General features: G+C 67.6%; 17 protein-coding genes. 4 read left to right on the top strand and 13 right to left on the bottom strand.

Features of this window, described 5'->3' with window-relative positions:
• Positions 1-210: 210 nt before the first annotated feature.
• The 6 genes from AB0A95_RS15720 to AB0A95_RS15695 form a co-directional block, all read right to left on the bottom strand.
• Positions 211-1,389: a TIGR02679 domain-containing protein gene (locus AB0A95_RS15720; RefSeq protein WP_357556419.1), complete on the bottom strand. Its 1,179-nt coding sequence runs from the start codon at positions 1,387-1,389 to the stop codon at positions 211-213.
• A 6-nt stretch (positions 1,390-1,395) separates the two neighbouring features.
• Positions 1,396-6,363, bottom strand: coding sequence for an SbcC/MukB-like Walker B domain-containing protein (locus tag AB0A95_RS15715; RefSeq protein ID WP_357556418.1), 4,968 nt, complete (start codon positions 6,361-6,363; stop codon positions 1,396-1,398).
• Entirely contained in the window at positions 6,360-7,664 is a 1,305-nt protein-coding gene (locus tag AB0A95_RS15710) for a DUF2398 family protein (RefSeq protein WP_357556417.1), read from the bottom strand. Before AB0A95_RS15710 ends, AB0A95_RS15715 begins: the two co-directional genes overlap by 4 nt.
• Positions 7,661-9,202 (bottom strand): DUF2397 family protein, encoded by a 1,542-nt coding sequence (locus AB0A95_RS15705; RefSeq protein WP_357556416.1) that lies wholly within the window; start codon positions 9,200-9,202, stop codon positions 7,661-7,663. The genes AB0A95_RS15710 and AB0A95_RS15705 overlap by 4 nt, the downstream gene beginning before the upstream one ends.
• 760 nt (positions 9,203-9,962) lie before the next feature.
• On the bottom strand, positions 9,963-12,554 hold the full coding sequence (locus AB0A95_RS15700; RefSeq protein WP_357556415.1) for an AAA family ATPase: 2,592 nt from the start codon (positions 12,552-12,554) through the stop codon (positions 9,963-9,965).
• Positions 12,555-12,664: 110 nt separating this feature from the next.
• A complete protein-coding gene (locus tag AB0A95_RS15695) occupies positions 12,665-12,952 on the bottom strand; it encodes a hypothetical protein (protein WP_355577616.1) in 288 nt (95 codons plus the stop codon).
• Positions 12,953-13,056: 104 nt separating this feature from the next.
• Between AB0A95_RS15695 and AB0A95_RS15690 the strand changes: the two genes are divergently transcribed.
• Positions 13,057-13,650, top strand: coding sequence for a DNA-binding response regulator (locus tag AB0A95_RS15690; protein WP_357556414.1), 594 nt, complete (start codon positions 13,057-13,059; stop codon positions 13,648-13,650).
• A 162-nt stretch (positions 13,651-13,812) separates the two neighbouring features.
• On the top strand, positions 13,813-14,256 hold the full coding sequence (locus AB0A95_RS15685) for a hypothetical protein (protein ID WP_357556428.1): 444 nt from the start codon (positions 13,813-13,815) through the stop codon (positions 14,254-14,256).
• Positions 14,257-14,572: 316 nt separating this feature from the next.
• Here the strand turns inward: AB0A95_RS15685 and AB0A95_RS15680 are convergent, their stop codons facing one another.
• The 7 genes from AB0A95_RS15680 to AB0A95_RS15650 form a co-directional block, all read right to left on the bottom strand.
• Complete coding sequence (locus tag AB0A95_RS15680) at positions 14,573-15,919, bottom strand: hypothetical protein (RefSeq protein ID WP_357556413.1); 1,347 nt, start codon at positions 15,917-15,919, stop codon at positions 14,573-14,575.
• Positions 15,920-16,020: 101 nt separating this feature from the next.
• Entirely contained in the window at positions 16,021-16,311 is a 291-nt protein-coding gene (locus AB0A95_RS15675; protein WP_357556412.1) for a hypothetical protein, read from the bottom strand.
• 700 nt (positions 16,312-17,011) lie between these two features.
• Entirely contained in the window at positions 17,012-18,022 is a 1,011-nt protein-coding gene (locus AB0A95_RS15670) for a Gfo/Idh/MocA family oxidoreductase (RefSeq protein WP_357556411.1), read from the bottom strand.
• Complete coding sequence (locus AB0A95_RS15665) at positions 18,019-19,290, bottom strand: aspartate aminotransferase family protein (protein ID WP_357556410.1); 1,272 nt, start codon at positions 19,288-19,290, stop codon at positions 18,019-18,021. Before AB0A95_RS15665 ends, AB0A95_RS15670 begins: the two co-directional genes overlap by 4 nt.
• Positions 19,287-20,906 (bottom strand): SUMF1/EgtB/PvdO family nonheme iron enzyme, encoded by a 1,620-nt coding sequence (locus AB0A95_RS15660; protein WP_357556409.1) that lies wholly within the window; start codon positions 20,904-20,906, stop codon positions 19,287-19,289. The genes AB0A95_RS15665 and AB0A95_RS15660 overlap by 4 nt, the downstream gene beginning before the upstream one ends.
• A gap of 74 nt (positions 20,907-20,980) precedes the next feature.
• Positions 20,981-21,745: an alpha/beta fold hydrolase gene (locus AB0A95_RS15655; RefSeq protein WP_357556408.1), complete on the bottom strand. Its 765-nt coding sequence runs from the start codon at positions 21,743-21,745 to the stop codon at positions 20,981-20,983.
• A gap of 36 nt (positions 21,746-21,781) precedes the next feature.
• Complete coding sequence (locus AB0A95_RS15650; RefSeq protein WP_357556407.1) at positions 21,782-23,896, bottom strand: ATP-binding protein; 2,115 nt, start codon at positions 23,894-23,896, stop codon at positions 21,782-21,784.
• A gap of 431 nt (positions 23,897-24,327) precedes the next feature.
• Between AB0A95_RS15650 and AB0A95_RS15645 the strand changes: the two genes are divergently transcribed.
• Together AB0A95_RS15645 and AB0A95_RS15640 are read left to right on the top strand one after the other, a co-directional pair.
• Complete coding sequence (locus AB0A95_RS15645; protein WP_357556406.1) at positions 24,328-25,380, top strand: DUF6615 family protein; 1,053 nt, start codon at positions 24,328-24,330, stop codon at positions 25,378-25,380.
• Between the two features lie 71 nt (positions 25,381-25,451).
• Positions 25,452-26,087 carry a hypothetical protein gene (locus AB0A95_RS15640; RefSeq protein WP_357556405.1) on the top strand — a complete coding sequence of 212 codons (636 nt, stop codon included), beginning with the start codon at positions 25,452-25,454 and terminating at the stop codon, positions 26,085-26,087.
• The last annotated feature ends 336 nt before the right edge of the window (positions 26,088-26,423 follow it).

Here is a 26,423-nt window from a genome sequence, read left to right as displayed (position 1 = left end):
GAACTCTCGGGGGTAGGGCTTGGGCACAGCGACATCCTTCCAGCCCGCCCACAGGGCAAGCCATCTCAGGTGTCACCTATCGGTGCAGCAGACCCACGCAACCGCCGCAGACGCTGGCTGGGCATCGACCGATACCGCCGGACTGGCCTGATTCACGGAGTCCGCAAGCGAGGAGTTAAGCGTCCGCAATCGCGCTGCTGAGGTGAGGCGCTACTGGAGAAGGCGGTGCAGCAGGACGTCGTGTTCCTGGTAGATCGCCGGTGTGTCGGCATGCGTGGAAGGTGCGGAGGCGACGGCTGGTGGCCGCTGCTGGGCTTGCTGGGCGGTGTCAGCGTCCATAGCAATGAGTTCAGCGCCGTAGGTATCGGCGACGATGGCGGCGATGTGCTGGCCGGCGTGGTCGATGTCGCCGGCGTATCGCACGCGAACGCCGTGGTGGACGGCGAGGCGGAACAGGGTGTGGTCGACGGCGCGAAGTTGTCCGCTGGTGCAGGCCAGCGGCTGGGGTGAGCCGTTGAGGTAGGCGACCTCCAGCACGGACGGGTTCTCGACGACGGTGAGAACTTGCGGGCCGAGGGTTGGCGGCTCCTGCAGGAGGTCGAGCAGGGTGAGGGCGACGGGGGTGCTGCTGTCGCGTAGCCGCCGGTCGATGGGACCGTCACCGGTGGTGTGGACGTTGAAAAGCAGCACGGTGGCCGACAACCGGTCGGCCACGATGCCGGATTCGGCCAGCAGTGCCCGTACGAGGTCGGGTCGGGCTGGTACGGCTTGGCCGGTGTGTTCGGCGATCGCGGCAACGAGGCGTCTACCGGCGAGCCTGTCCAGGTCGAAGTAGTGCGGATCGCCGACGGTGTCGTGGGCCAGTTTCGCCAGCGGCTTCGGCGGGGTCACGGGCAGCTGTTTCAAGACCGCGGCCAGGGCGGCGATGGTGGTGCGGATGTCGCTGTCGTCTTCACCGAGGCCGGCGCTGCGCATGCGGGTGACCAGCTGAGGAAGCCCGGGAAGCTGGCCGGCGGCGTACTGCCAGAGCTGTTCGCGGTGGGCGGCTGCGGTGCGGGCTGTGGCGCTACGGTCGATGATCGGGGCGTCGATGGCGAGTTCCACGATCGTGACGAGTTGGTCAGGGGTGAGGTCGAGGACGTTGAGCAGGTCGCGGACGGGAACGGTGATGGTGTCGACGGTGATGGTGACGGCTGAGGTTCTGCGGCGGCGCCGGGTGGTGGTGTCAAGCCAGGTTCGCAATTGGGCGAGACCGGCGTGATTCATGTCGGTGACGCGAACGGTGGTGAGGGTTTCGGGGGTGGTGCCGGCGCACAGCCGGTCGTGGATCGCCTGCCAGAGCGGGTGCAGGTCGGAGTCGGCGGCGAGGTAGGTCAATTCGGTGGGCACCGTGGGTCAGCTCTCGGTTCGGGTGGCTGGTAGCGGCAGGGTGACGGGGGTGGCTTCGCCGGCGCCGTTCCACAGCCAGGGGATGGTGACGCGGTGACGGCCTGCGGTGGTGATGACTTCGTGGATGACGACGTCGCGGGATTCGCGTTTGATCAGTGGGGCGATCGACGGGGTGGTGGCGAGCACGTCGAATTTCCAGGTGCGCAGCAGGGCCAGGACCTGACGCAGGTTCTTGTCGTCGAAGGCGGCGTCGATCTCGTCGATGGTCAGCAGGCGGGGGCCCTGGTAGGTGGTGCCGGAGTACATGGACCAGGCGGCGGCGAGCAGCGGCAGCATGGTGGCCAGGCGTGATTCGCCGGTGGACAGGCTCTTGAGCGGGTTGGAGCGGGCGTTGACGGGTTTGAACTGGTCGACGCCGAAGCTGCTGTGGGTGACGCTGATGTGCCACTCGTGCCACGAGCGGTAGTCGAAGGTGTGGGCGACGCGGTCGGTCCAGGTTTCGTCGCCGGCTTCTTCCATCCGGCGGCGCAGGACGTCGTACATCGACTCGAAGACCTGGTCGGCGGGCGGGGCGGTGAGCAGGTCGACCATCTGGCGGGCGTTGTCGTCCTCGCGGACTTTCCAGTCGACTTGCACGCCAACGCGGGCGACCCCGGTGCGTACGTTCTGCAGGGTGGCGCGGATCTGGCGCACTAGCTCTTGGGCGGCTTCGCGGCGTTGCTGGATGTCGCGGCGCAGCTGGATGAATGTCGAGGTTTTGAGGATGCCTTTGATGTCGTGACGGAGGTCGGCTTCCAGGCCCGCGACGGTGGTGCGCAGGGTGGCGGTGGCGTGGCGCAGGTCGTCGCCGACTGCGGCGTTGGGGGCGGCGAGGGTGACGCGGCGCCAGTCGGTGTTCTCCAGGGTGGTGATGTCGAGTTGCTGGTCGAACGCGGCGAGGGCCTGGTTGACGGTGCGCGTGGTGTTTTCAAGCTGGCGCAGCATGCGGTCGCGGTTGCCGATGAGAGTGTCCAGGCGGGTGGTTCCCTGTCGTTGTGCCAGGATTCGGCGGGCCCAGCTCAGCGCGGCGGTGATATTGGCGGGGGTGCCGTCGGGCTCGTGCGCGATGTCGTCCGGGACGTCGGCGAAGCCGTAGGTGGCCAGCAGACCCATCCGGTGGTGGTATCGGGTCCGGGCTTGTTCGGTCTCGGCTCGTTGTGGTGCAAGGTTGGTCAGGGTCAGGCGGGCTTCGGCTTCGGCGACCTCGTGCTTGCCGTGCTGCTTGCCGAGCGCTTCGTCGTCGGCCTGCCGGGTGTCGTGTTCGGCTTCGAGGGTCTCGCGCGTACGCAACAGGTGGGTGTATTCGGCGCCGTACAGGGCTCGGGTTTGTTCGACGCGGGCCTGCAGGCTAACGGCGTTCTGCTGCAGGTTGCCCGCCTCGGTCGCGGCGGCCTGCGCCTGGGCGGCGGTGCGGCCGGCCGCTTTTCCGCTGGTGTGAGCGGTGGTGAGCAGGTCGAGGGTGCGTTGGGCGGCGCTGGACCAGGTGCTGATTTGACGGTCGAAGCTTTCGACCGCTTGCCGGTGCCGGTTCAGGGGTTGCGCGCTGGTGGGCAGCATGGTGCTGTCCGGTTGCGTGGCCGCGGTGTTGACGGCCTGCTGCGCCTGTGCGACACGGGTGCTGGCATCGCGGTGCAGGCGCTCGTGGTCGGTGACGCGGGCTCGGGCGGCGATGGCGGCCTGATCCGCGGCGTCCTCGTCTCGTAGGGCTTGTCGTAGGTCGTCGAGGTCGGGGAAAGCATGTTCTTCGTGAGCGCACCGGTCTTCGGCGGCTTGGGCCTGATCACGGTGGTCGACCTCGGTAGCCAGTTCGGCGCGCATGGTGTCCAGGTGTCCGGTGGCGGCGGTCTCGGCTTCCAGAGCGGCGTGCAGGGCGTCACCGGCGGATTCCACCTGTTGGCGGGCGTCGAGCACGCCGCGGTCGATGGTGGTGCGGGTAGCGGCGACGGCGGCCAGCGCGCGGGCCATGACGGCATCGGCCTCGGCGACGACTTTGGTGGTGCGCTGCTCGGCGGCGGCGAGCGCGAGGCGTAGCTGAACCAGGGTGTCGCGGGCTCGGGTGATGTCGTCGGTCGCCGGGAAGCTGTCGACCTCGGCTTGGGCGGCTTGTGCCGCCTGGTGCAGCGACTGCAGATGCTGCTGCGCGCCGGCGAGCATGTCACCGGCGGCGGCGAGCTGGTGTTCAAGGTCGGTGACCCGGGCGAGGCGGGCCCGTTCACGGGCGGTGCGGCCGATGAACGCGGCGCGGTAGCCGCGCGGGGCGGTCGCGATCAGCGGGCCGACGCGCAAACGTCCGGCGGTCGTGTCACTGTCGAGGTCGTCGATGGTGATGCTGCGCAGCAGACTGGTGATGCGGTGCGGGTCGATGCCGCAGTCCGGTTCCGCGGTCAGCAAGTTGGCGAGGCTGCGACCGGGAACCGAATGGTGGGGGGACAGGGTGAGGTCACCGTCGCCGATGAGCCGCCCGTCGTGAGTGATCGCCGCATCGAGCAGGCCGGAGACCAGTAAGGCGCCTTCCAGCCGGTCGGCGTGGCTTGAGTCTGTCTGGGATGCGAACGCGACCGCTGCCCAGAACGGGACGCAGGCGTCCTGGTGCCGCACGGCACGCCACGGCGGTGCCGCAGGTACCGGCGATTGCCGACGGGCGTTGCGCAGCTCGGCATCGAGGTCGTCCACGGTGTGCTGGGCTTGGTCGCGGTCGTGTTCGGCGGCGGCGATGCTGCGCTGCAGCCGCGCGGTGAGCGTGGCATGTGCCTGCTGGACTGCTCGTGCCGGCTGGTGCAGGTCGACAATGTCCAGGTCGCCGGGCAGTACGACGGCGGCCGAGTCGAGGTGGACCAGCGAGGTCCGCCATACGGCGACGTGGTGAGCCCAGGTGCGCTCGGCGGCGGCGGCGGCAGCCCCGCCATCGGCGAGTGCTTGTTCGGCATCCGTGGTGATCTGCTGCGCGGCGTGGACCGCGGCCTCGTGAGCGGCGTGGTCTTGCCGGGCGCGTTCGTCGGCGGCCTCGTGATCGAAAACGGCTTGCTGCTGGGCTCGGGCAAGGCCGCGTTCGGCCTCGACCGCCGCTTCTGCCGCCTTCTCGCGTTTGCCGGCCACTACGCTCAGGGCAGTCTCCGCAGCGGTGACGTTGCGGCCGGCGTTGAGGACGTCTTGTTCGCGTGCGGCGAGCGCGATCCGCTGCCGGGTGCTGGTGCCCGCGCGGTGCAGCCAGCTCACCAGCGCGTCCGGGTCGGTCCTCTCGCCGGTGTCGAGCAGGTGTGTGGGTACGGCGGGCAGCTCGACGCGGTAGATGTCCCACCGCTGCACCGCGGCGCCGAGTTCAACTATTCTGGTTTGGCGCGCGGTCACGGCCTGCTCGGCAGCCTGGTCGTACCGGTCGCGGTCGGCTTCGGCGGCACGTACCTGGGCGGCGGCGCCGCGCTGGCCCTCGTGGGCTATGTCGAGTTCACGCATGGCAGCGTCGATGCGCTGCAAGACGTCCAGACGGGCCTGCACCCAGCTCTGGGGAGTGCCCGTCAGCTGAGCCAGACCGGTCAGCGTCACCGATGACCCGGGCCTACTGCTGGTGAGATGGTCGCTGGTGTCGGCGATACGGTCGACGAACGCCTGCGCACCCACCTCGGCGGCGCCGGCCAGCAGATGGGCCACGAGTTCGCTCAGATGCCGCTGCCCACTGGCGGCCTGATCCAGCGCTTCCTCGGCTGCGGCGGCGGCCAGCTGCGCGTCGTCGTCTAGGTCGTCTCGTCGCTGCCGCGCCGCGTCGTGCAGCTTGTGCAGCTCGGTTAGGCGCTCTTCGAGCTGGGGCAGTTCCGCGCCGGCGTGGTCGCGCAGGGCCGCGTCGGTCGCTTGGAGCTTGCCTTTCAGTTCGGTGATCGTGGTCCGCAGATCGGCCCGTTGCGCGGCGACGGCCGCTGCAGCCCGCGCGGCCTCGCTCAGCTTGTCCTCGGCGGCGCGCACCTGACGGGCGTGATCGTCGAAGACGGTTTGGGCGTGGGAGAGCTGCGCGGCCTCCACTGCGGTGACCGTGTCGAGGTAGCGCCCGTACTGCTGCTCGGCCTGCTCCAGCTGGCGGGTCTCGGACCGGGCTTGTTGCAGCTGGCGTTCCAGGTCGGCGATGCGTTCCATGGTGTCGGCGATGAACTGCAAAGCCCGCGGATCCAGAGCAGGCAGGGCCTCGGTCAGTACCGTCCGCATGGCGTTCGGGGAGATGGCCTCCGCGGTGCGCACGCTGCGCAGACTGCGCAGAACGCCGAGCAGCGCATCGAATTGCACGGTATCCAGCGGGGCGAACAACGTGGTGCGGACGGCGTCGCGGTACTGGTCTTCGTCCGCGACGCGCAGATGCGGTTTCGCCTTGCTGGTGAGCCGGTCGTGGGAAGTGAACAGCCGGCCGTCGAGGGCGGCCAGTTGCGCGGCGAGGTCCTCGACGGCGACCGGATCGCGGTCGCGTTGCAGGTACACGTCGATGCCGACCCGGCCGGGCGTGAGGAAGAACGCTCGTTGCAGGCTGCCGCCCTGCGACCGCAGCCACAGCCCGGTGGTCAGGTAGCGCACGTCCTCTGAGTCGGCGGTGCGCAGTCCGTATTCCAGCCACCAGGCTCCGGTGCGGTCCTCGGTGGTGGTGCGGTCGGTGTGCCGGTCGATGAGGGTGCCGGCGGCCTCCCCCGAGACTGACAGGGCTTTCTGTGAGGTGTCGGCGTCCAGGAGCATGGTGACCAGCATCGAGGCGGTCAGGGATTTGCCGGATCCGTTCGGGCCGGCCAGGGCCAGCCAGCCGTCGGCGAACAGGAACACCTCGTCGGTCCAGGCCCAGGAGTTGACCGCACCGGCCCGGGTGGGCTGCCACCGGCCGACTACCCGCGGGACACCGAGACCGGCCACGTCCTCGACTGCCGGCTCGGGCAGGCGCCGGACCTGGTGCGGGATCACACTCACTGCTGCTGCTCCCCTGCCGTGGTGGTCATGCTGAACAGGCTGTCCGGCTCCGGTGAGGCCGGTGCGCGGGTGCGTGATCGCTCGCGGTGCCGCACGCGTACGTGCCACAGGTGCACCCCGGGCGTGATCTGCCAGCGGTCGTCGTCGCTGGTGGCGTGCAGCAGCCCGGCGGCGACCAGCTCGGTTGCCGCGGCGTGGGCAAGGGCCGTGGTGCGTTCGGCGTAGCCGGCGGCCCACCGTGGCGTCTGGGCTCGGATCCGCTCCACCATCGTGGTGATGTCGGCGACGCTCACGTACCGGTCGGGGTGCTCCGGCAGCACGGCCAGCAGCGCCAGCGCCGCCTGCCGTTCGATACGCCGGCCCTGCGGGAAAGCACCGGTGGTAGCTGATGCCGCCGGGTCGGTAATCTCCCACCAGTCGCGGCGGACGGTGCTGACCAGTCCCAACGCTGACGCGACGTTGAGGGCCCGCTCCCGGCCGGTCAGTGTTGCGAGATAACCCACATCGTTCAGATCATCAGCAGGGTCTGCGGCAGGATCGTCGGCAACGCGCCGTAGCGCCGTCAACCGGCGGCCCTCCACCCCGGTGCGTCGTTGCGCGGCGGCGACCGGGTCCGCGTCGGGCAGCGACACCGCGGTCAGCGCTTCGACGTGCTGGTCGGGTGGCCGGTCGTTGAGCGCCAGCAGGGTCGGCGATAGCGACGCGAATTTGTTGGCGAGGCTGTCCCGGTCGGCGGTGATGAAGACTTCTGCGTCCTCATCGGTCACCGCTCGTTCCAGGTCGGCGTCGACGGTGATCTCGCCTTCGGCCTGCAGCAGCCGGATGGCGTCGACGATGTTCTCGCGGGCGGCCTGCGCCTCCTTTTTGCTGACCCCGTCAGCGGCGACGATCCGGAACGCGGGAAGCCGTCCAGTCGCCGCTTCGGCGGCGCACACCTGAGCGACCGACTGCAACAACTCGCGCAGGCTAATGCGGGGGCGGCGCCACAACTGCTCGCAGACCAGGGCCACCAGCACGAGTACGTGGGCCGGTGCGAGGTCTCCGCGGCCGGTCCGGCGGGGCAGATGCGGCCCGCGGTCGGCGGGTACGTCGTCGCGGCGTTTGTGCAGCCGGACCACCCCGGACACATCGTGGATGTGCAGGCTCCAGCCCAGTTCAGCGCGAAAGAACTCGGTGAGTTCGCGGCGGCCGCGCAGCACGTGCCGATAGCGCACCGGTTCATCAGCGGCGGTGATGCGGCAGATCAGCGTGAGATGCCGCGCGGCTTCGCTGAGGTCCGGGTCGAGGGACCGCTGGGTCATGCCGCCCCCTCCACCCGCGCCGCTACGACACCGGTGTCGGCTGGGCTGACGCTCACCAGCAGGTCGGGGGCCCACAGCACGCCCTCGGCGAACCGGACCGCCACGGTCGCTCCCGGACGAGTGACACGCACGCGCACCACCACGCTCGCGCCCTCGGCTTGGGCCTCGCCGTAGCCGGTGACAGGGTCGGTGGTGTGCAGGGCGGTTTCGACGGCGCTCAGGAGGATGTCCAGCGCCGGCGTTTCCAGGCCGGAGAAGTGGGTCATGCGGACCTCGCCGTCGGTGAGCAGCAGTGCGGTGAACCTGCGCCGGGCGGCGGATTCGGCGGCCGCGCGCTGCAGCGCCGCGGTCCGGGCTTCCCCGGCGTCGGGGACTTTACGGGGCCGGCCGCCGGCCGGGCCGCTACGTTCGTGTTCGCGGAGCACCACCTCGACCTGGTGGCGGCTGATGCCCGCGTCGGCGGCGGTGGCGAAGGCCACCTCCTCGTCGGCGGTGTTGACCGCTGCGTGCACTGAGGGCCATCGGCCGAACGCTGCCGCATACACCCGCCGCGCCTGCGGGTCGTCGGGCTGAGCGTGCAGGCTGTAGGCCAGTTCCCGGAAGTCGGCGGCCAAGTCGGAGCCCCGGCGCAAGGCAGTGTATCGACGGTCGATCGCGACTAGCAGGGTGTGGACCGCTCCTGCGGCGGACGAGATCAGTCGTTGCACCGAACCGTCTGTGCCGAACCACGCCTGCAGGTCCGTCAGGCGGCGCGCCCGCTCGTCGATCCAGTGCTGCTGTTCGCCGGGATCGATCAGACCGGCGTGCATCGCCGCCGTCTCCACCAGAAGCCTTGGCCCTGCGGCGGCGAGTTCGGCCAGGGTCGACTCCACTCGGCGCAGCGCGCGTTCGGACTCGCGCGGGAATTGACGTAACGCCTCGACGACCCGGTCGCGGTTCTCGCCGAAGATCAGGTCGTCGGTCACGTCGGACTGCACCATCTGCGCCAGGGCTGCGTAGAAGTCAGCCGTGACGCGCTGCATCTCCTCTAAGCGGGTACGCACGTCGTCAAGATCGGTGGGCAGCAGTCCCGGGTCCTGTACCGCGTGTTCCAGCAGTGTCCGCAGCGTACGGTCCACGCCGTCGAGGAGCCGGGTCGGCAACTGCAAGGCTCGCCGAGAATCCACGACGGCTGAGCGCACGGCACCGACCACGGCTCGGCCAACCTTGGTCAACGCCCACGCCTCCTGGCGCCGCATCACCGCGTCCAAGCCGGAATTCAGTGCGGCATAGTCGCGGAACGGCTCCACCAGATGCGCGCTGGTCAGGTAGTCGAGGACGTCGCGGAGGTCCCGGTCGGTGATCACGTCGAGGAAACCAACTTCGCGCATCTGCGCTTCGATGTCGTTCAGCGCTGACATCGGCGCACGGGTGGCGAGTTCCTCCAAGGCGGCGAGGGCCGCGGTGTTGCGTTCCCGTGCAAGATCATCCGGTTGACCGAAGCACCGCCACACCACGGGATCGATGTCCTGCCACCACAATCGCGGTGGGTTCGCCATGGCTCCCCTCTCCGTCGGGCGCAACCTACTGCGTCATCATCACAGCACTCTCTGACACATTCCGACATCCTCCGGCCCTGCATCTCCCGCGAGGTCGCGCATACTCCGCTGGTCAGCGAAGTACACTTCGTCGCCGTCCAGGCCATCCATACCGCCCCGACCTCAGCCGACGGCGTCCTCCGCTGCTATTTGTTGGCCGGGGTGATCTGCTGCGGCGTGTGCGGCCGAATCATGGACTCCCACTGGGTCCACGATCGTGCCGGCTACCCGATGCCGACACGGCAACACCAGCACCCGCCCCACCTCATCGAGACGACAGAAGCCCCTCTACGTCCGAGGACCATCTCCTGGACAGGATTCGACACGACAGTTGCCTGCGTCGCCACCACCCGGTGATGCGCGACCAGGATCCAGACAGCGTCGCTGGCCACCTGCGGCTCAACAACATGATCATCTTGTGCTACTACGACGCCTGAGCCATAGAAACTGACACGGTGGTCTTTCCGCTCACCGCCCCGACGAGCGCCCTGACCCGCACAGCAGAAATCCCCACCCATTGGGACGGGGATCGCGCGAAACGCGAACACGAATCACGCTTCGTACGAAAATGATGTGTCCGCGACACGAACGATGCCCAACACGGGTTGCGCCTTCGGCGCTGTTCCGCCCGCACGAAAACCGGGCTACCTGACGGGTCCCGGGCTGACCGCCCGGGACCTGGTTAGCACGAGAGCCTCCTCAGCGGGACGCCGCTAGGGAGTCATCGTTCACCTTGGCCTGGCGCGGAATGGCTCAGTGAACTGCGGAGGTCGTCGACTGCGGGCTTCAACCGGGCACGCTCTTCATCGCCGGCGGCGATGGTCTCGAGAAGAAAGGTCATCAGCCTGGTGAGTGCGGGTGCCGGTTCGGCATACGGATGCCGGGCGCGGGTGAAGTCGTCGAGCGCGGGCTTCGTCGACCCGGTGGGAGTGTCGAGGGCCTGGGCACATCGGGCGATCCCCGTCAAGGTCCAGGCGGCGAAGTCGCGGTCATTGAGCCCGGTGCGGAGGTTGGCTTGGTCGACGAGCTCGGCGAACACAGATCGGGCCGCGCTTGGTCCGTTGGCTCGGCGGACAGCGACACCCTGGATGGCCAGGACGATCAGCGCGTCGGTGCCGCTGTACCGCCGGGCCATCGCGGCCTCGCGGGCAGCTTGGCTGAACCGGCCTTCGTGCATGTAGACCACGCTGAGGGTCGAGCGGGCCTGGAGGGCCACCACTGGGTCGTGGGCGGGAAGGGCCAGCGACACTGCGTCGCGCGCGAGCCGCCTCGCCTGGTCGTGGTCGCCCTGAGCCAGCCGAAGGTCTGCCTGCACGTCCAGGTAGGCCGCCCGCAGCGACTTAACTTCCTCGGTCTCGTCGCGGACGCCATCGAGCAGCGACTCGGCTTCCCGAAACTGTTCGATCTCGACGTACAGACGCGCCAGGCGCAACTCGATCGGAATCCGGCGGCCGGGATGCGGCCCGGCCGCACGCAGCGCCTGGGCCAGGTACCGCCGTGCGAGGGTGTACTGGCCGTCGCGTCGCCGGCACCGGGCCATCCCGGCGAGTGATCCAGCACGTACCGCAGGGTCGTCCGGCGCCATCTTGAGCGCCTTCTCAAAGTTGGTGAACGCGTGCCCCACGCTTCCCTGGGCCCACTCAAGGCCAGCGAGATTGATCAAAATTCTGGCTCGCCAGCCAGGCTTGTCGTCGCCGGCAAGCGCGTACGCGGCCCGGTAGAAGTCCGCCGCACGTCCGAAGTGACCGCTGGCATGGTGCAGGTAGCCAAGGACGTTGTAGTTGGCCGGCCTCTCGGTGGCCTCGATCTGCTCCGCAATCAGCCGCCGTGGCCGCCGAAATAGCATAAGGGGACTGCCATCTGTGACCTTGGCTTCTATATCCTCGATCGACCTTAAGGCCCCGTCTACCCGGTCGGCACGCAGCCAGGCGTCAACCTCGGCCAGATACGACGGGGAATTGGCCCAGTCCCCATGATGGTCGGCCTGGCGTCGTGCCCGCAGCCGCCAGGCAGCACCGATCAGCAGCCGCCGATCAGCAGCCATGCTCTCCCGGGCAATCTTTTCCCGCCAGACCAGCACCCGGCTCGCCTCGGCCGGCTCTAGGAAGAACGTCTGCTGCTGACGGTCAGTGTGGATAGCATGTCGACTCAGCTCAATCAACTCGCTGCGGACGAAGCCCATTTCGAGATGGTCGTCGGGTGGGCGAAATTCGTTGGCCAAAGCCGTGACCACCTTGGCGTCGACCGGAGTAGCGAACGCGGCGACGGCCCGGTAAACCTGCCGACGGTCGGAGCGGAAGGCCGTGGTCATCCGGCTCCGCAGACGGTCACCGACACCGTCCACGCCGGTCCGAGCAGCCCAGCCATGCACTTCGCCGGCCAAGTCGAGCGGCGTCGTGCCCTGGTCCGACTCCAGGACCGCGTCGAACAGCTGGGCGAGGCGCGGTCTGCCGCCGAGATCCCTGCGAACTTCATCCAGCCGACGGTCGTCGAGCGAGGACAGCAGGCCGGCGCGGCCACCTGCGCTCCTCTCGACGAACGTGCGGAAGTAGTCAAGCGGTAGGCCATCCACCGCGACCCGGCAGGCTGCGTCGACCCAGGTCCCGCCTGCCCCCGCCATCGGGACGACGCTGGAGATCAACATGACCTTGACGCCGTGCCGCGGACCAGTGGCAATCAAGTCGAGCGCTTCGTCGAGGGCAAGGTCGGTCAACTTGTGGTCGTCATCGAGCAATCGTTCGACCGAGTCAAGCACGATGATGGACGGCTTCCTCGTCCTGCCGCGCAAGATGGCCTCCAATTGCCCGAGCGGCGAACTATCCAGTGGTAGCTCGGCCTCGGCATCCACCCCGCCCGTCTTCAGGGCGCGCAACAGGGTGTCCACGGTCGGAGAAAAGGCCGGGGTCACCAAGTACCATCGGTGGTCGATTCTTACGTTGGCCAGGACGCGCCGGACAAGCTCGGTCTTGCCGACGCCGGCCGGGCCGTGCACCACGATCAGCCGCGAACGCGGGTCACGCAACGCCCACCGGAGCCTGAAGCGCTCGCCGCGACGGTCCACGAAGAATCCGAGCACCTGCCGGGCTTGCTCGGCAGCCCTCGAGGTGGAACCGGTCCCCCGACCGTCTTGGCGACGCTGTGAGATCGCCACCCGCAGGGCGGCGATCCCGACCAATAAAGACAGGATACTGGCGAACTTGTCACCGCGGTCGATTGCCCGCAGAAGCCCGTTGTCCTGATCGTCGCTAAGCAGGCCCCACCATCGCGGCACGTCGCCGACCATCAGGACCGTTCCCGAGACGAGCGCCGCCACGGCCACCCAAAGTGATCGAGGTCTGACTAGCCGCACCATAGTGCCATCATGAGGGTCTGGATCGCCTGCCGGAACTCCTCTCCACGCCGGCATTCTGCAGGTGACCGTCGCTACGAGAGGTGACCGGCGCGGAGGGCGGCCATGACCACCCGGACGTCCAAGAGCGACGGCGCGGACCGCGGATACCTCCGGACTGCGACCTCGTCGAAAACCCGCTGGTCGAAATCCCCGTCGGGCAGGTGCTGCCACTCCCTGAGCTCTCGGGCGACCGACAAGATTTCATTTCGCTCTTGCAGCGTGACCCGGATGTTGAGCATCTTCGCCTGCCGGATGATCTCCCGGTCCTCCTCGGTGATCGGGAGAAACGACCCGAGCCCGAGGTCGTTGTCGACGACCATCCTTCAACGCTAGGGCCGAGGGACCGGGCAGAACCACGACATGTTGCGGCGGGTTCCCGCCGGGTCTGCGCCGGTACCACGCCGCGCTCCCTACCCTCGTCGCCATGGATCTCGCGGTGATCGACCCCCTGCCGATGTACCGGCACGGGGTTATCGCCGTGCTTTCCGCAGCCGGATACCAGGTCGGCATCCCGACGGACCCGCTGGCCTGGGCCCGTCAGAGCCATGCCGGCCTGATGCTGCTGACACTGGCCAACGCGACGGACTGGAACCTACTCGGACGGGTAAGGCAAGACGCTCCGGAACGCAGCGTCATCGCAGTATTGAGCGAGGAGTCGGCAGGCCTGGGCGCGCGTGCGGTACGCGCCGGGGCGCGGTCGGTGCTGCACCGCGAGGTCTCTGCGGCTGCACTTCGACGGACCGTGGAGGCGACGATCGACGGGCAAACGGTCGTACCCGCCGCAGTGGCCGCCGCACTCGCGGGAGCGGAGGGCAACCCCGTAGTCACGGCGGATCAGCTGACCTGGCTACGTCACCTCGCGGCCGGAATGACGGTCGCCGAACTGGCCCGACTGGCCGGCTACTCCGAGCGCGCGATGTACCGCCTATTGCAGACCCTGTATCGACGGCTCGGCGCCCGTACGCGGATCGAGGCGATTGTCCGCGCCCAGGAACAGGGCTGGCTGCTTTCCAGGTGATTGCCTATGCGGCGAGCCGACGTGACGTTCGCGGAGACGGACGCTATCAGGGGCTCCTCGCACTGGACGTCTCCCGCACCAGCCAAGACATGGCGCTTCAGCCCAGCTACGGTACGCGGCGCCTAAGACGCAGGCTGGACCGAGCACCGCTTAACGAAGGCCCTGACGAAGATCGCCGAAGGCGGACAGCCGCAACCGCTGGGCTACCTGCTCGCCGACGTCGCCCGCCAACACCGATCTGTACGGGTCGCACCCGTGGCCAGCACCCTGGTCAGCGACGACACCGCGCTGCTGATGCAGATCTGCGCCGACAACCGGCTGGACAAGCTCAACCTGCGTCTGCTCGCCCCGACCGTGCTGGCGATTCAAGCCACCACGGCCGACACTATGGCCGCCCTACGCAAAGCCGACTACCGCCCCGCAAGCAGAGCCCCGACGGCCGCGACGTCATCGAGAAAACCCGCCGCCACCGCGCCTGACGGTCTGGAGAATGACGATCAGCGCTCCCATTCCGGGCAGTGGCGTCTGAGCCGATGCAGTCCTACCGGGAGCCCCGTCCGAGCTGGAGCAACGACACACCATCGCGTACCTGCTCGGGCACCATGAAAACGATAAAACTGCTCTCAGCCGACGAACTCGAGCGGCTGGTCACCCAATCCCCAAAGCGTCCTAGGAGGATAGGGTTTCGGCTGGCCTCGACCACCCGCCCGGAGAAGCGCGGCAAGTCACTCGCGGCGTCGGGTAGCACAACGCGCTTCTGATCCGCCGCCGACGCAGCAAGTGTCAGGATGGGCGGCTCTTCACCGTCCCGGTGTCCGGAGACGGCTATCCCTCGCGGGATCTGGTCGCTGCGGGACCATCTGGCGCAGCAGAGGGTGCAGCTGCCGCTGCCCCGCTATCCGACGGCAGGCCAGGCCAACTGTCACTGCGGCCTGTCCCATCCGATGTTCATCCGGATGATCGAACGCAGAATGTTGTTGAGCCCCGCCAGCTCACCGGGGCTTCGGAGGACAGCCAGTGGCAGGTGTCCGATGTGCAGTGGGCCGACGCCGTACAGCACGTCGTCGAGCGCGGCGGACACGGCCGCCCCGACCAAAAGGTTGGTTGCGTCGTCCTGGTCCATCCGCTCCGAGGGCCAGCAGTACTCATCCTCGATCACGCGCAACGGCGGGAACAACCACCAGTTGCCCTCATGACCAAATGAGTCCGGGTTGACGAAACGCAGAGCGCCCTCACCGACGAAGTTCAGGCCGAAGTGCGAGATCGTGTGCAACGTCTCGGCACGTTCCTGATGCAGCCGCGCGGCATAGACCAGGGTGGCGTTCGGAAGAGCCTCGATCGGATGCGCTGGCCGTCGCGCCGCCTCCCGCAACGTCGATAGATCAGTCAGGTCGGCGACGACTCGCCCGATCCGCAGGCCCGTCTCGGCTTCCCACCGCTCGTGACAGGAAGCTACCGTCGCTGCTGTCGCCGGCACGGACTCCAGCTCCACCGGCCGACGAGACAGTGTCCTCGCGGCGTGCAGGAAGCGCGTAGGTGGGTCGAGTTCTGCCCACTTGACGACGGAACCCCCGGGGTGGAGGCCAGGCACGACCGGGTTGAGGGCGAAATCGATGAGCGCGTGGACGACGTCGGGGCCGATGTACCTGCCCGCGAGCCGTTCTGCCAGTCGGTAAGGAATGCCGTACTCGCCGGTCAGGGTATGGCCGAGCATCCGCATCAGCGACGGATCAGTGAAGGGGCGCAGGGCGCCCAGCGCCTGAGGGTAGAGCTCATCGAGGACCGCGGCGCATTCGAACAGGAGCCGCGTGGTCAAAAGCGCACCATCGACATGAACGCACGTCCCCGGCCCGGTCACGATCACGTCCGGCACGGTGCCGGGAAACATTCCTTCGCCGGCGGACTGTTGCCAGGTGACGGTGAGCGCTCGAGCCATGCCCTCTCGCGTCATCGTTTCCACGACGGATGGGCCAGGGTCGATCAGCATTTGGTACGTGCACAGCAGGTCGATCCAGTCCTGGCTGAGCGAGTCAAGGTCCGTCCCGGCGAGGGCACCGCCCTGGAGCGAGAGCAGAGGCTCGCCGCCCGCACGGGCCGCCGCGGCCGCGGCCTGCTCCGCCGGACTCAGTTGGCTCAGCAGGTATGTGGCGAGTGAGTCACGGGTGCGCCGCAGCAATGTCAGCAGCACCCCGATGGAGGATCCGTGGTATCGCGCCCAGTGGCTGCTCTCGTGCAGGTAGCGGTAGTGCCAAGACAGAGCGGCTGTCACGGGGTCCCGAGGCTGCCCGGGTGGGGAGTCTAGGAACAGCAGCTGGCTTCGCAGGTTCAGCTCCGCCCCGAAGGGCGACCGGAGACGACTCAATGCTGGCGCTACCTGTCCTGTTCGTCGTCTGGCCGGTCGGTCTTCTCGACCACCTTGCCACGATCGCGGGCACGGTCGGCCAGCAGGCGGATCGTGTCGTAGACGGCGGAGGTCACGACGCCGGACGCGATGGTGATGGCGATTTCCGCCAAGGCCCCGTGACGAAGCACGCCCTGACCAGACGCATCGGCCGAATTGATCGTGACAGTGCAGACGCCGGCCAGATCAGGGTGGGCGGCCAGATCGTCGGCCAGCACCTTGAGGTTCGACTCTTCTCCCTCGTAGACGAGTATCGGCACCAACTACCTCCAGTTGTCGTGTCCACGTTTCGCCTTGCCGCCTGCCGCCTGCCGCGGACCGCGGAAGCGTCGGCAGGTCTCGCGCCGCTACGACGTTACCGTTGCCCGGCAACCGCCCACGGGTACGGACTTTCAAAGCCGAGGCCATGACGCACCAATCGGCGGCGACCTGCTGGCGCTGCCCGCGGCGACGGCGAGCAGATGTGGTTGGCCGGTGATGGCGGCCCGCTGCGGCTGGCGTGGCGATTGGGCGTCGCGTGATCTGTGGCTGCACTCCGAGGCCGGCGCCCACCTCGCCGAAAGCGTAGGCCGGGCTCGATGTCGCTGGCGACGGCTGCGTCCAAGGGTCAATCACCCCGGGCGGCGTCATGCGGTTCCGGTAGGTGCCGACAGTGAGCCGGGCGCCCGGTATCTCGACGCGGGCGCCTATCGAGCGAATGCAAACGATCACCGACCCATAACCTTCGCACCCAACTGCCCATGCGGCGAACACGACGCCGACGCGTCGGATTTCTGGGTCCGCGTCGGCAACGCGACCAAACAGCTTCACGGCGACGACCTCATCAAATATCAGGCAGAGCACTGGGGATAGGGCAAGCTGCCCAGCGCCTGTTGTGTTGCGGGAAGCGGGATGCTTCGAGGGCGGCGCTTGAGACCATCCCCATCTTCGCTGGAACCTCACCCGTCCGGATGAAAGGAGTCAGCTGAGTGCGCCCGGCAGGCGGTACGGCAGGCCACCCTGAGCGGCTGATGCATAGGCGGCTGTGATCGCATGTGCGACAACGAGTGCGGGTCGCGCCAGCTCTGCTTCCATAGCAGGCGAGGCCACCTGGCGGAGTACATCATCGGCGAGGGCGGGTAGCCAGTCGTTGTGGGTGTGGCGACTCTCTGGCATCTCGGTCAGTCGCCAGGTTCGCCGCCCGGCGGGGCTGTCCTCGACGAGGGTGTCGTCGTTCAGGACGACCGTGCCGTGTGTGCCGGTGAGGCTGTAGGTGTTCCTCCGGCGCGGGGCTCGCCATGAGAGCAGGATGTGGGCTTCGATCATGCCGCTCATGTCGAACACCAACTCGACGTGGTCCTCTACCCCCAGGGTGTTGTATCCCATCGTGCAGCCGACCAGGTGGACATGCATCCCGGTCAGCCATTCGGCAAGGTACACACAGTGCGGGCCGTGATCGACAAGGACACCTCCCCCGGAGACTGCGGGGTTGCGGCGCCACGACGGGTTCCAGTCCGGAGATCCGCTTGCCGACGTGGGGCGTTCGATTCTCATGTCGAGGCGCTGCAGGGGTCCGATTCGTTCGGGAGCGCCGAGTTCGCGGAGACGCTGTAGCAGCGGCGAGTGCACGTAGTTGTGGCCGGGGTAGATGATCCTGTTACGTTGCCGGGCAAGCGCGATCAACTTCGCTCCGTTGCCGGGGTCGAGGAAAGTGGGCTTCTCACAGAACACGTGGGCGTCGCGCATGAGCGCCTGCTTGGTGTATGCCTCGTGGCTGGTCGGCGGCGTGCAAATCAGCGCCAGGTCGATATTTACGTCGATGTCGTCGAGAGTGGCTGCGACGGCGGCGTGCGGGAAGCGGGCTCGTGCGGCGTCGCGCCGTCTTGGCGTGGGGTCGAGGATGGCTACGATCCGGGTCTGAGGCATGGTGTCGTAGCACCGGGCGTGGGCTTCGCCTGCCCGCCCGTATCCGATGACACCAACGTTGATCATGTCGGGGCCTTGTAGCGCTGTAGCACTGACACGAGGGTGTCCACGGCTGCGGTGAGTTCGGTCTCGTCGGCGGTTAGCGGCGGGTAGAGCCGCAGGGTGTGCCCTCCGGTCATGACCAATACTCCGGCGGCTACGAGCTGCTGGAACACCTCGCGCAGCTGCTCCTTGCCGGTGACGTTCAAGCTGATCCCGATCGCCATGCCGATACCGTGGACGCTGCTGACCAGCGCCAGCCCGGCGAGGTCCTGGCGCAGCCGGGTGAGCGTGAGAGCCCCCACCTCGCCCGCTCTGTCTGCCAGCTGCTGCCTGTGTACGGTCTGGGCCACGACGGCGACGGCACGGCATGCCAGCGGAAAGCCGCCGTAGCTGGAGGAGCTGGCGCTGGGCGCACCGAAGGGTCCTCGCTGCATGAGTTCCGCCGGGGCGCAGACGGCGGAGACGGGGTAGCCGTTGCCCAGGCCCTTGCCGAGTACGACGACGTCGGGGCGTACGTCTGGTTGGTCGCTGGCGAGGATGGTGCCCGTGCGGCCCATGCCGGTCATGGACTCGTCGGCGATGAGCAGTGCGCCATGTTCGTCGGCGAGGCGGCGCAGGGCACGGAGGTAGCCCGTAGGCGGCACCACGTTGCCTGCGCGGCCTTGGACGGGTTCGACCAGGATCGCTGCGAGGGATCCGGTGGACTGCTCACGCAGGATGTCGCGGGCGAGGTCGACGCAGGCGAACCCGCAGGCTGGCGAGGTCAGGCGCAGGGGGCAACGTGAGCAGTTCGCGTATGGGGCGCTGATGCTGCCGGGTGCGGTGGGTCCGAGGCCCGTGCGTGCCCCGCTGGTGTGCGCGAGGCTGCCCAGTGTGCGGCCGTGGAAGGACTGCCAGAAGGAGAGGATCTCGAAGCGGCCGGTCGCGGACTTCGCCAGCCGGATGGCCGATTCGACGGCCTCGCTGCCGCTGCTGTAGAGCTGTATGCGGTCAAGGTGAGCCGGCAGCAGGTGCCGCAGCAGGCGCGTCATCTCCAGGCGGGCGTCGCTGGCGTGCGCTCCGATCATCCAGCTGCCTATCTGTCGGGTCAGGGCTTCGACATACGCCGGATGCGAGTGGCCGAGGAGGTTGACGCCGGCGGCGCCCATGAGGTCGGCGATCCTGCGCCCGCTGGTGTCTGTGAGGTGCATGCCTGCCGCTTCGGTGACGGCGAGACCTGCCCACCGGACCGCCTCGGAGATGCCCGGTCCGAGGACGGTCAGCTCCTCATCCCAATGCGCCTGGCCGCTCACGACGTCGTCTCCCTGGCGTTGGTGGACGCCACCCTGAACCCGCCCGCGGGGTGGCGATCGGTGGCGAGCATGCGGTTGCGGGTGAACGAGTTCGCGCACTCGGTGGCGTAGTAGAAGGCTCCGCCGCGGATGACGTATCGCTCCCCCGGTCGGGTGCTGGCCATCTCGCGTCCGTCGTCGTGGCGATAGGGATAGCCGAATGTCGGTTGGTGTCCGCTGTGCCCCCAGAGGCTGCGGGTCCATTCCCAGACGTTGCCGATCAGATCCTGGCAGCCGGCCTCGTTGTCGCCGTCCGGGGAGAACTGGCCGGGGGCGACGACCGTGCCGATGCCGGTGGCGCGGATGTTGGCCCGACGTGGATCGGGTACGTCTCCCCAGGGGTGTCGCCCGCCTCGGTCGTTGCCTGCGGATGCCTCCCACTGCGCTTCGCTGGGCAGGACGATGCGCTGGTCCGGAGCCAGCGCCCTGGTGTGATGCAGGTGGCGGGTCAGCCAGGCGCAGTAGCGCAACGCGTCGAGCCAGGACACCATGACCACGGGAAGGTCGTCCCGCCACAGCGAGTCGTGGGCCTGCCAGTGGTCGGGGCAGGGGCCGCCCTCGGCTGCGAGGAAGGCAAGATATTGGCGGTTGGTCACTACGGTGCGGGCCAGCCGGTACGGCTGTAGGCGAACTGTGTGTCGTGGGCGGCAGTCGTCCTGTCCGTGCGGTGCGTCGACGCCGAGGATCACCTCGCCGCCGGTGTGGGGCAGCAGGTCGGGTACCGCCGGTTCCTTCAGCGCTGCTTCGTGGACCTCGCGTGGGATGACGCCGTCGGCCAGCAACTGACGCAGCGACGGCTGCCGGTCTTGCCGTGACATCGTGTCGGCATAGCTGCGGACGGCCTCGGCGCGGTCGCTGGCCGCCAGCCGCAGGAGGCTGGCACGTGCGAACGGGGTAGATGCGGCCAGCGCGGCGAGTTCGGTGACCGCGTCGAGGCGGGAACCCGGGTCGGGCGATGTGAGATCCTCGCGGACGTAATCGGGCAGTTGCTCGCTGACGTATCGGGACGTGATCGCAGCCTGGCTCGCGCTGACGGCGAGGTGAGGGCTCCCGCCTGCGGCGACGACGCGTTGCCGGGCGAGGTCCAGCAGGTGCGGCACTGCCTGCTGGGTTCCCGAGGCTGCGAGGTCGCCGAGGACCGCAGCGAGGCCATCGTGGCAGGTGCTCTCGGGCGTCGTATCCGCGGCGGATGGCGATGCGAGCACGAAGGCGCCCGCAAACGCGGGGGCGACGGCGCCCACCGTGTCGCGAGCGGAGACGAGGTCTGCGCAGACGATGACCGGCTTTCCCGCTTCTGGAAGAACGACCGCCGACAGCTCATCGATCCGAAGCATGCTGTTGGGGCGTCCCGGAACGGAGCCGGGCAGCGCCAACGCGGTGATATCGCCGTCGCGACGGGTGAACGTGACAGCGTGGCCCGCCAGGCAGACCAGCAGCACATCCTGCCCGCCGAGAGCCTTCCTGGCATCGTCGATGGCGCGGCGGGCGGCGGCAGGGTTGCCGAGTCGCCGGTCGGCAATCACGATGGTCTTGCTGTCGAAGTGGTGGTCGAGCTGCCAGCGCAGCTCGGCCTGCATCTCGCCGTGCGCCGCCCAGCCGATCGTCGGCAGGTGCCGGTAGGTGGTCGGCGCGAGAAATAGTGCGCCGATACTTACAGGTATTCGCGGAGCCATGTCACCGTCTCGCGGTACACGATGTCCCGTTCCTGCGGTTCTTCGAGGCAGTGATCGCCGTCGGGCACCCCGACTACCTTGTGCGGTCCTGAGACCAGGTCGGCCGCGCGTACGCTCTGCCCGAATGGCACCTCGCCGTCGGCTTCTCCGTGAACCAAGAGCACCGGGGTGGACAAGCCGCGCAGCGGTGAGCTGACGTCCTGCACGTCCTGCAGCTCGTCGAGGAACGCCACGCCGATCTGCTCGCCGTCGAGATCCACATAACCGTCGCGCCGTGCCGCGCTGAGGTTGTCCTCGCTCACGTAGGACTCGAACGCGCCGTCGAGCAGCCAGATGGCCGGCCACAGCAGCACGACCGCCCGGTATGCCGGGTCGAAGCCAGCTAGGCCGACGGTGGCGCCGAAGCTCTCCCCTATCAGCGCCCAGGCAGTCGGCTGATACCTGCCATCGACGAAGCTGCGGACCGCTCGCAGGTCCTCGACCTGCCGGGCGATGGTCATATTCCGGTAGCTGCCGGTGCTTTCGCCGCAACCACGAAAGTCGAAGCGCACGGAAGCGATCCCGGCAGCGCCGAGATGCGCGGCAAGGTCGACGTAGAGGTCGGCCGGCCCGTCCTTCTGCCCACCCGGTCCGCCGTGCAGCATCATGACCATGCGTTGCGGCGACCCGGTGGTCGGTGTCGCGACGACGGCAGCGAGCTCGTCATTGCCCACACCGATCCGGTGACGTGTCTGCTGGATCATGAAAACCTGCTCCTCGTCTCTCGGTGGCGCGGGCAATCAGTCGCCGCCGACCGTCTGGCTGGTGAACCTGATTCTCGGACGCCGGTACGCGGCCAGCCACAGCCACGGCATGAACAGCGCTCGGGTCGCATAGCGCGAGGTGGCCTCCGCTTCGGACTGCTCGCCAGACAGCGACAGCTGCCGTGCGTCTGCAGCGGCCTTACGCGCGTGCCCGTGTGCTCTGAGCAGGCGCCCCCGGAAGAGGTTCAGCCGAGCATCGGTCAGGTCGATGCGGACCAGCTGACGGACGTCGCGGTATTCCTCAGCGATCTGCCGCGCCTGACGAAGCAGCAGACCCGAGTCCGCGAATGCCCGCCGCATCAGACTCACCTCCGCCAGATCCCTGATCGCGTATGCCTTGCCCCGCTCCCAGGGCAACTGCTCACAGGCTTCCAGGAACCGGCGCACCGTCTGCTCACACGAATCCAGCTCGCCCAGATGCCAGTAGGCGGCTCCGACCAGCGACTGTATGTCGATCATGTTGTTCGGGTCGCCAGCTGCCCGGGCGATCTCCTCGGCATCTTCCTGAGGGTTCTTGACCACGGCGAGGGCTTCGGCCGCTTGGCCGGCTCGGAACAGTGCGAAGCCGACGCACCGGAGCTGTCGGGCGATCTCCCGTGCCGAGCCGGCGTCCCGGGCGATACCGAGCCCCAGCTGGGCTGTGCGAGCCGCCTCCTCAGCCTCACCGCGCACCGCGTGCGTAGATGAGATCACTGACAAGGCCAGCGAACGCTGCTCATCGTTCCCCAGCGCCGTCGCTGCCTCGTACGCGACCCAGCCGAGTTCGATACGGTCGTCGAACAGACCCAACGTGAAGAAGATGTCGAGCGTGACCTCGAACAGCTTCACGCACTGCTCGTACGCCTCATGCCGGTGAAGGTCGCGGACGAGCAGCCGTATCGCCTCGATGTGCGCGCCGGCGCCGGCGGCGTCCTCCCAGTCCTGGCTGAAGCGGGCGATGAAGTGCTCCGCCAGCCTTCCCGCGAATGACACAGTCTCGCCGGACGCTGTGTGGTTGAGCACGAATAGCCGCAGCGCAGCCGAGCATGTGTACACCGTCACGCCGTGCTGCTGGCGCGACGAGAGCAGCCCATCGGACCACAGCCGCTCGACGAGGACGCCCACGTCGGCCGCCGGGACCGTGAGCGCCACTCGCAACTGCTCAGCGTCGGCGCTGCCGCCCAGGTAAGCGCACACACGCAGCAGGCTGCGCCCCATGTCGTTCACTTCCTGCCACACCACGCTGAATAGCGCGTCAGCCAACTGCGTCGACCCGCTCTCAAGCTGACCAAGCCGGTCCGAAAGACTCCGGCCGTCTCGAGAACAGGCCAGCACGAACAGCTCAATCGCCCTCGGATTACCGCCGAGCAACCGATGGATACGCTCGAACGTGGCAGCATCAGCTCCGACGATCTCCGGAACGCTACGGCGCCGGGCCTCCCGAAGTAGCAGCTCCTGCATGTACTGCAACTGAAGCTCTTGCAGCAGCACCCGCGGCGCCGGCAGCCGACCAGGAGTGTTGGCGCTAACGATGGCCAGCGAGCCGCTCGGCAGGGTCCTGAGGAAGTCGATCAGATGCTGCGCATCGGCAGCGGTCAGCCGCAGGTTGTCGACAACCAGGACAGCCGGATGGTCAGCCAGGTGTGCACGTAGCGCCTCGGCCTTGTGCTCGGCGGGAGCCGCTGACAGTGCCGGACTTCCGGTGGCGAGTCCAAGCGTGCGGGCAAGGTCCGCGAGACTCAGCACGCTGTTATGAGCGTCGAACCAGACCAGCGACGTGAACCCGTGGCCCGGCTTCCGCGCCGGCCGGCGCTCGGCAAGCCGATGCGCCACCTCCGTGGCCAGCGCGCTCTTGCCGACACCAATGCTGCCCTCGATGGAAACCAGGTACTCGCCTCGGTCGAGATGCTGCAACGCCTGAGCCACCTCATTGCCGCGGTCGACGAGTTGGGTACGAGACGGCAGCAGCACCTTCGGCTTTCCTGACCGGTTCCTGCCAGCTTCGCGGAGACGCACGATCAGGGGCGGCAACCCCAGGACAGCGGCGACCACCGCCAGCAGCCCGGAGATCAGGCCGAGCCACTCGCTCACGCCGGAGGTGAAGCCACCCACAGAACAGACCTCACTCGCACGCCACCATCACGGTCGGTCATCTATCGACCACAGAATGACGATCATCCCCCGCCAGTCTTACGGACGTCCACGTCGGACGCAATGCTTCGACTGCATCGGCGAAGTGCCAGTGAATTCGGCGCTGCCCACGCCTCGACCTTGCCCTGCATCCAGGGCTCTTCGACGTCCTGGAGCGTCTCGACCAGGGACTTCTTGATGTCCACGCCGCCGCCTGAACTTCGGCCGTACTACCCCCGCCGGCAGAACACCCCCGTCGTGGCTGGTGTTGACAGCCGACACGGGCTGAAGCAGCGTGATCGATAGCGCGTTAGGAGGCGACCTCAGTGGCAGCGACCGGCACTCGCCAGCTCGGCAGGTGGCTCGTACATGCCTTGGGAAACCTTGGAGGCAAAGCCTCGCGGCCCGTCGTCTTGAAGGAGATCGAAAGGCTGTACAGCACATGCTTCACCAGTGAAGACCTCGCGCAGCTGTCCAGCAGGGGCGGCGAGCTGGCATGGCGCAACCAGATGTCCGTAGCGCGTCGCGCGCTGGTCGACGACGGTGCCCTCTATCCACCGGACAGGTTTGGTAGGGGAATTTGGTCGCTGACCAGCGACGGCTTGGAGGACTACCGGCGTACGCACGCCGCCCCCGGGCCTGTAGCAGATACGACTCTCTGCCCGACGTTCCGCGCGCTGGCCAACAACGTCGCCACAATGTACGACCGCGGTCGGTCAGTCCGCTTGGTACCGGGCGAGACCACCTTCACCGACAACCTCCTGTTGCACCTCGCTCTCACCCATCCCAGACGGGTCCGGGTGGAACGGTTCGGTTCCCATCGCGAAGCAGACACCGGCGCGGATTGGGAGTGGTGGGTGCACCATCACGGCAGCTATTTCGGGTTCCGTATGCAGGCCAAGCGGCTGAGCCCGGACTCCGATCGGTTTGCGCTGGACCAGCGTGCAGCTGCTCGCCATCCAGGTCAGCTACAAATAGAAGTCTTCGCAGATTCCTGCCGCAAGGAGAACATCCCCGGGCTGTACTGCCTCTATAGCGACCGCCAGCCGGAAAGTCTCCCTGCCATCGGAAACAACCGAGCATGCCCACACGGACATCTAGATCATTCTCAGTGGGGATGCGCTCTACTGCCCGTTTCCGCCGCGCTCACGCACGTTCGCGCTGGCCACACCCTGCGCTCGGATAAGGTGCTGTCTGATGCCTGGCCCTGGTACCAGCTCGTCTGCCAATCCGGAACAGCAAACGTGGCTACGGCAGTGAGACGGTTGTTCGCCACAGCAGGTCAAGCTGCGCTGGAGTCACACGACAGATATGGAGGGTCTACCCCACCGGACGACGTGCGGCGGCACTTTGAGGTTGGTGACGAGGTGCCTCTCGAACATCGGCCCCGGCTGGCAGGCGTAGTACTCATCGATGCTGGCCGCCTGAACAACCAGGTGTACGCCGGACGCCAAGACAGCCACTGAGCCATCACGAACCTCTACAATCAAGCCGACCTGGATGCCAGGAACCAGGAGTCTGCGGCGGAGGACGAGCAGTGATCGATCAGGTGATCGAGCAGGTCAACCTTTACATACCGCCGGAGATCCAGACTCGAATAGCCACGGGAGAATTGTTCCGCATCGGCAGCGTGGTTCGAGATGCCGCCACGGGACAAGTCTTCAAGCACCTGGATGAGGTCGCCGGCCCGGTAAAGAACCAAGCAGAGCGGGCTGTAGCGAGTCTCAGAGGCGGGCTACGAAACCCGTGGGTCATCGTCGGGGTCACCGCCGCGGGAGTGGCAGTCGTTGGAGGCGCCGCGCTGATCGCCGCAAGGAAGCGCAAGCGTGTAGTCCCCGACTGCCTCAAGAACTTCAACGCCTCGTTGCGCGCTTACCTGGAAGCAGCTCGCGAAGGACGACTTGACATCGGCGTCGTCAGCCAGCTCATTTCCGACCTGGATGCGGTGCAAGTCTATTCCGTCGACGGGGTTATCACCGTTGATCTCTCGGTCGAGCAGTGGAAAACGCTGGTCAACCTCATAGGCGATTACACGCGAAAATTTGCCGAGGCGAACTCCATAGACCTGGACGAGGTTCTAGGAGACGCGGCCGATTCCGAGGACGATAGCGTTGTCGACCTGCGCCGTTACCTTGAGGTTCAGAGAAAGATCTTTGCCAGACGGGCGGCATGATCATCTGGCTCGATGGCATATGGTGGACCGGCAGGCAATCGAACCCTGGTCCCGCGCCGTTCCGCGTGCGGTCTTCGGCGCGGTCGAGACCATTCCCAGCCTGTTGGGCTCGTAATTCGGTGCGGGTTTCTGCGACGTGCGCCTTTGTCTGCCCCGGCGGTAGCCGCAGTGACGATGACGCGCTCCAAGTACTTGCCCACGACCAGCTTGATCGGATCTCCGCGAACTGCTCGACGCTGAGTCGGGCCGCGGAACCCTGTTGGCTCAGCTCGGACTCTCCAACGTGGCTGATGCAGACCGGGACCAGCTCCGTCGCCCTCGGCGCGTCATCTGCCT

Origin of the sequence: Micromonospora sp. NPDC049230 (genome assembly GCF_040647875.1) — a bacterium.
Lineage (GTDB): Bacteria > Actinomycetota > Actinomycetes > Mycobacteriales > Micromonosporaceae > Micromonospora.
The sequence above is the reverse complement of the archived record's forward strand: the minus strand, read 5'-3'. Positions and strand labels throughout refer to the sequence as shown.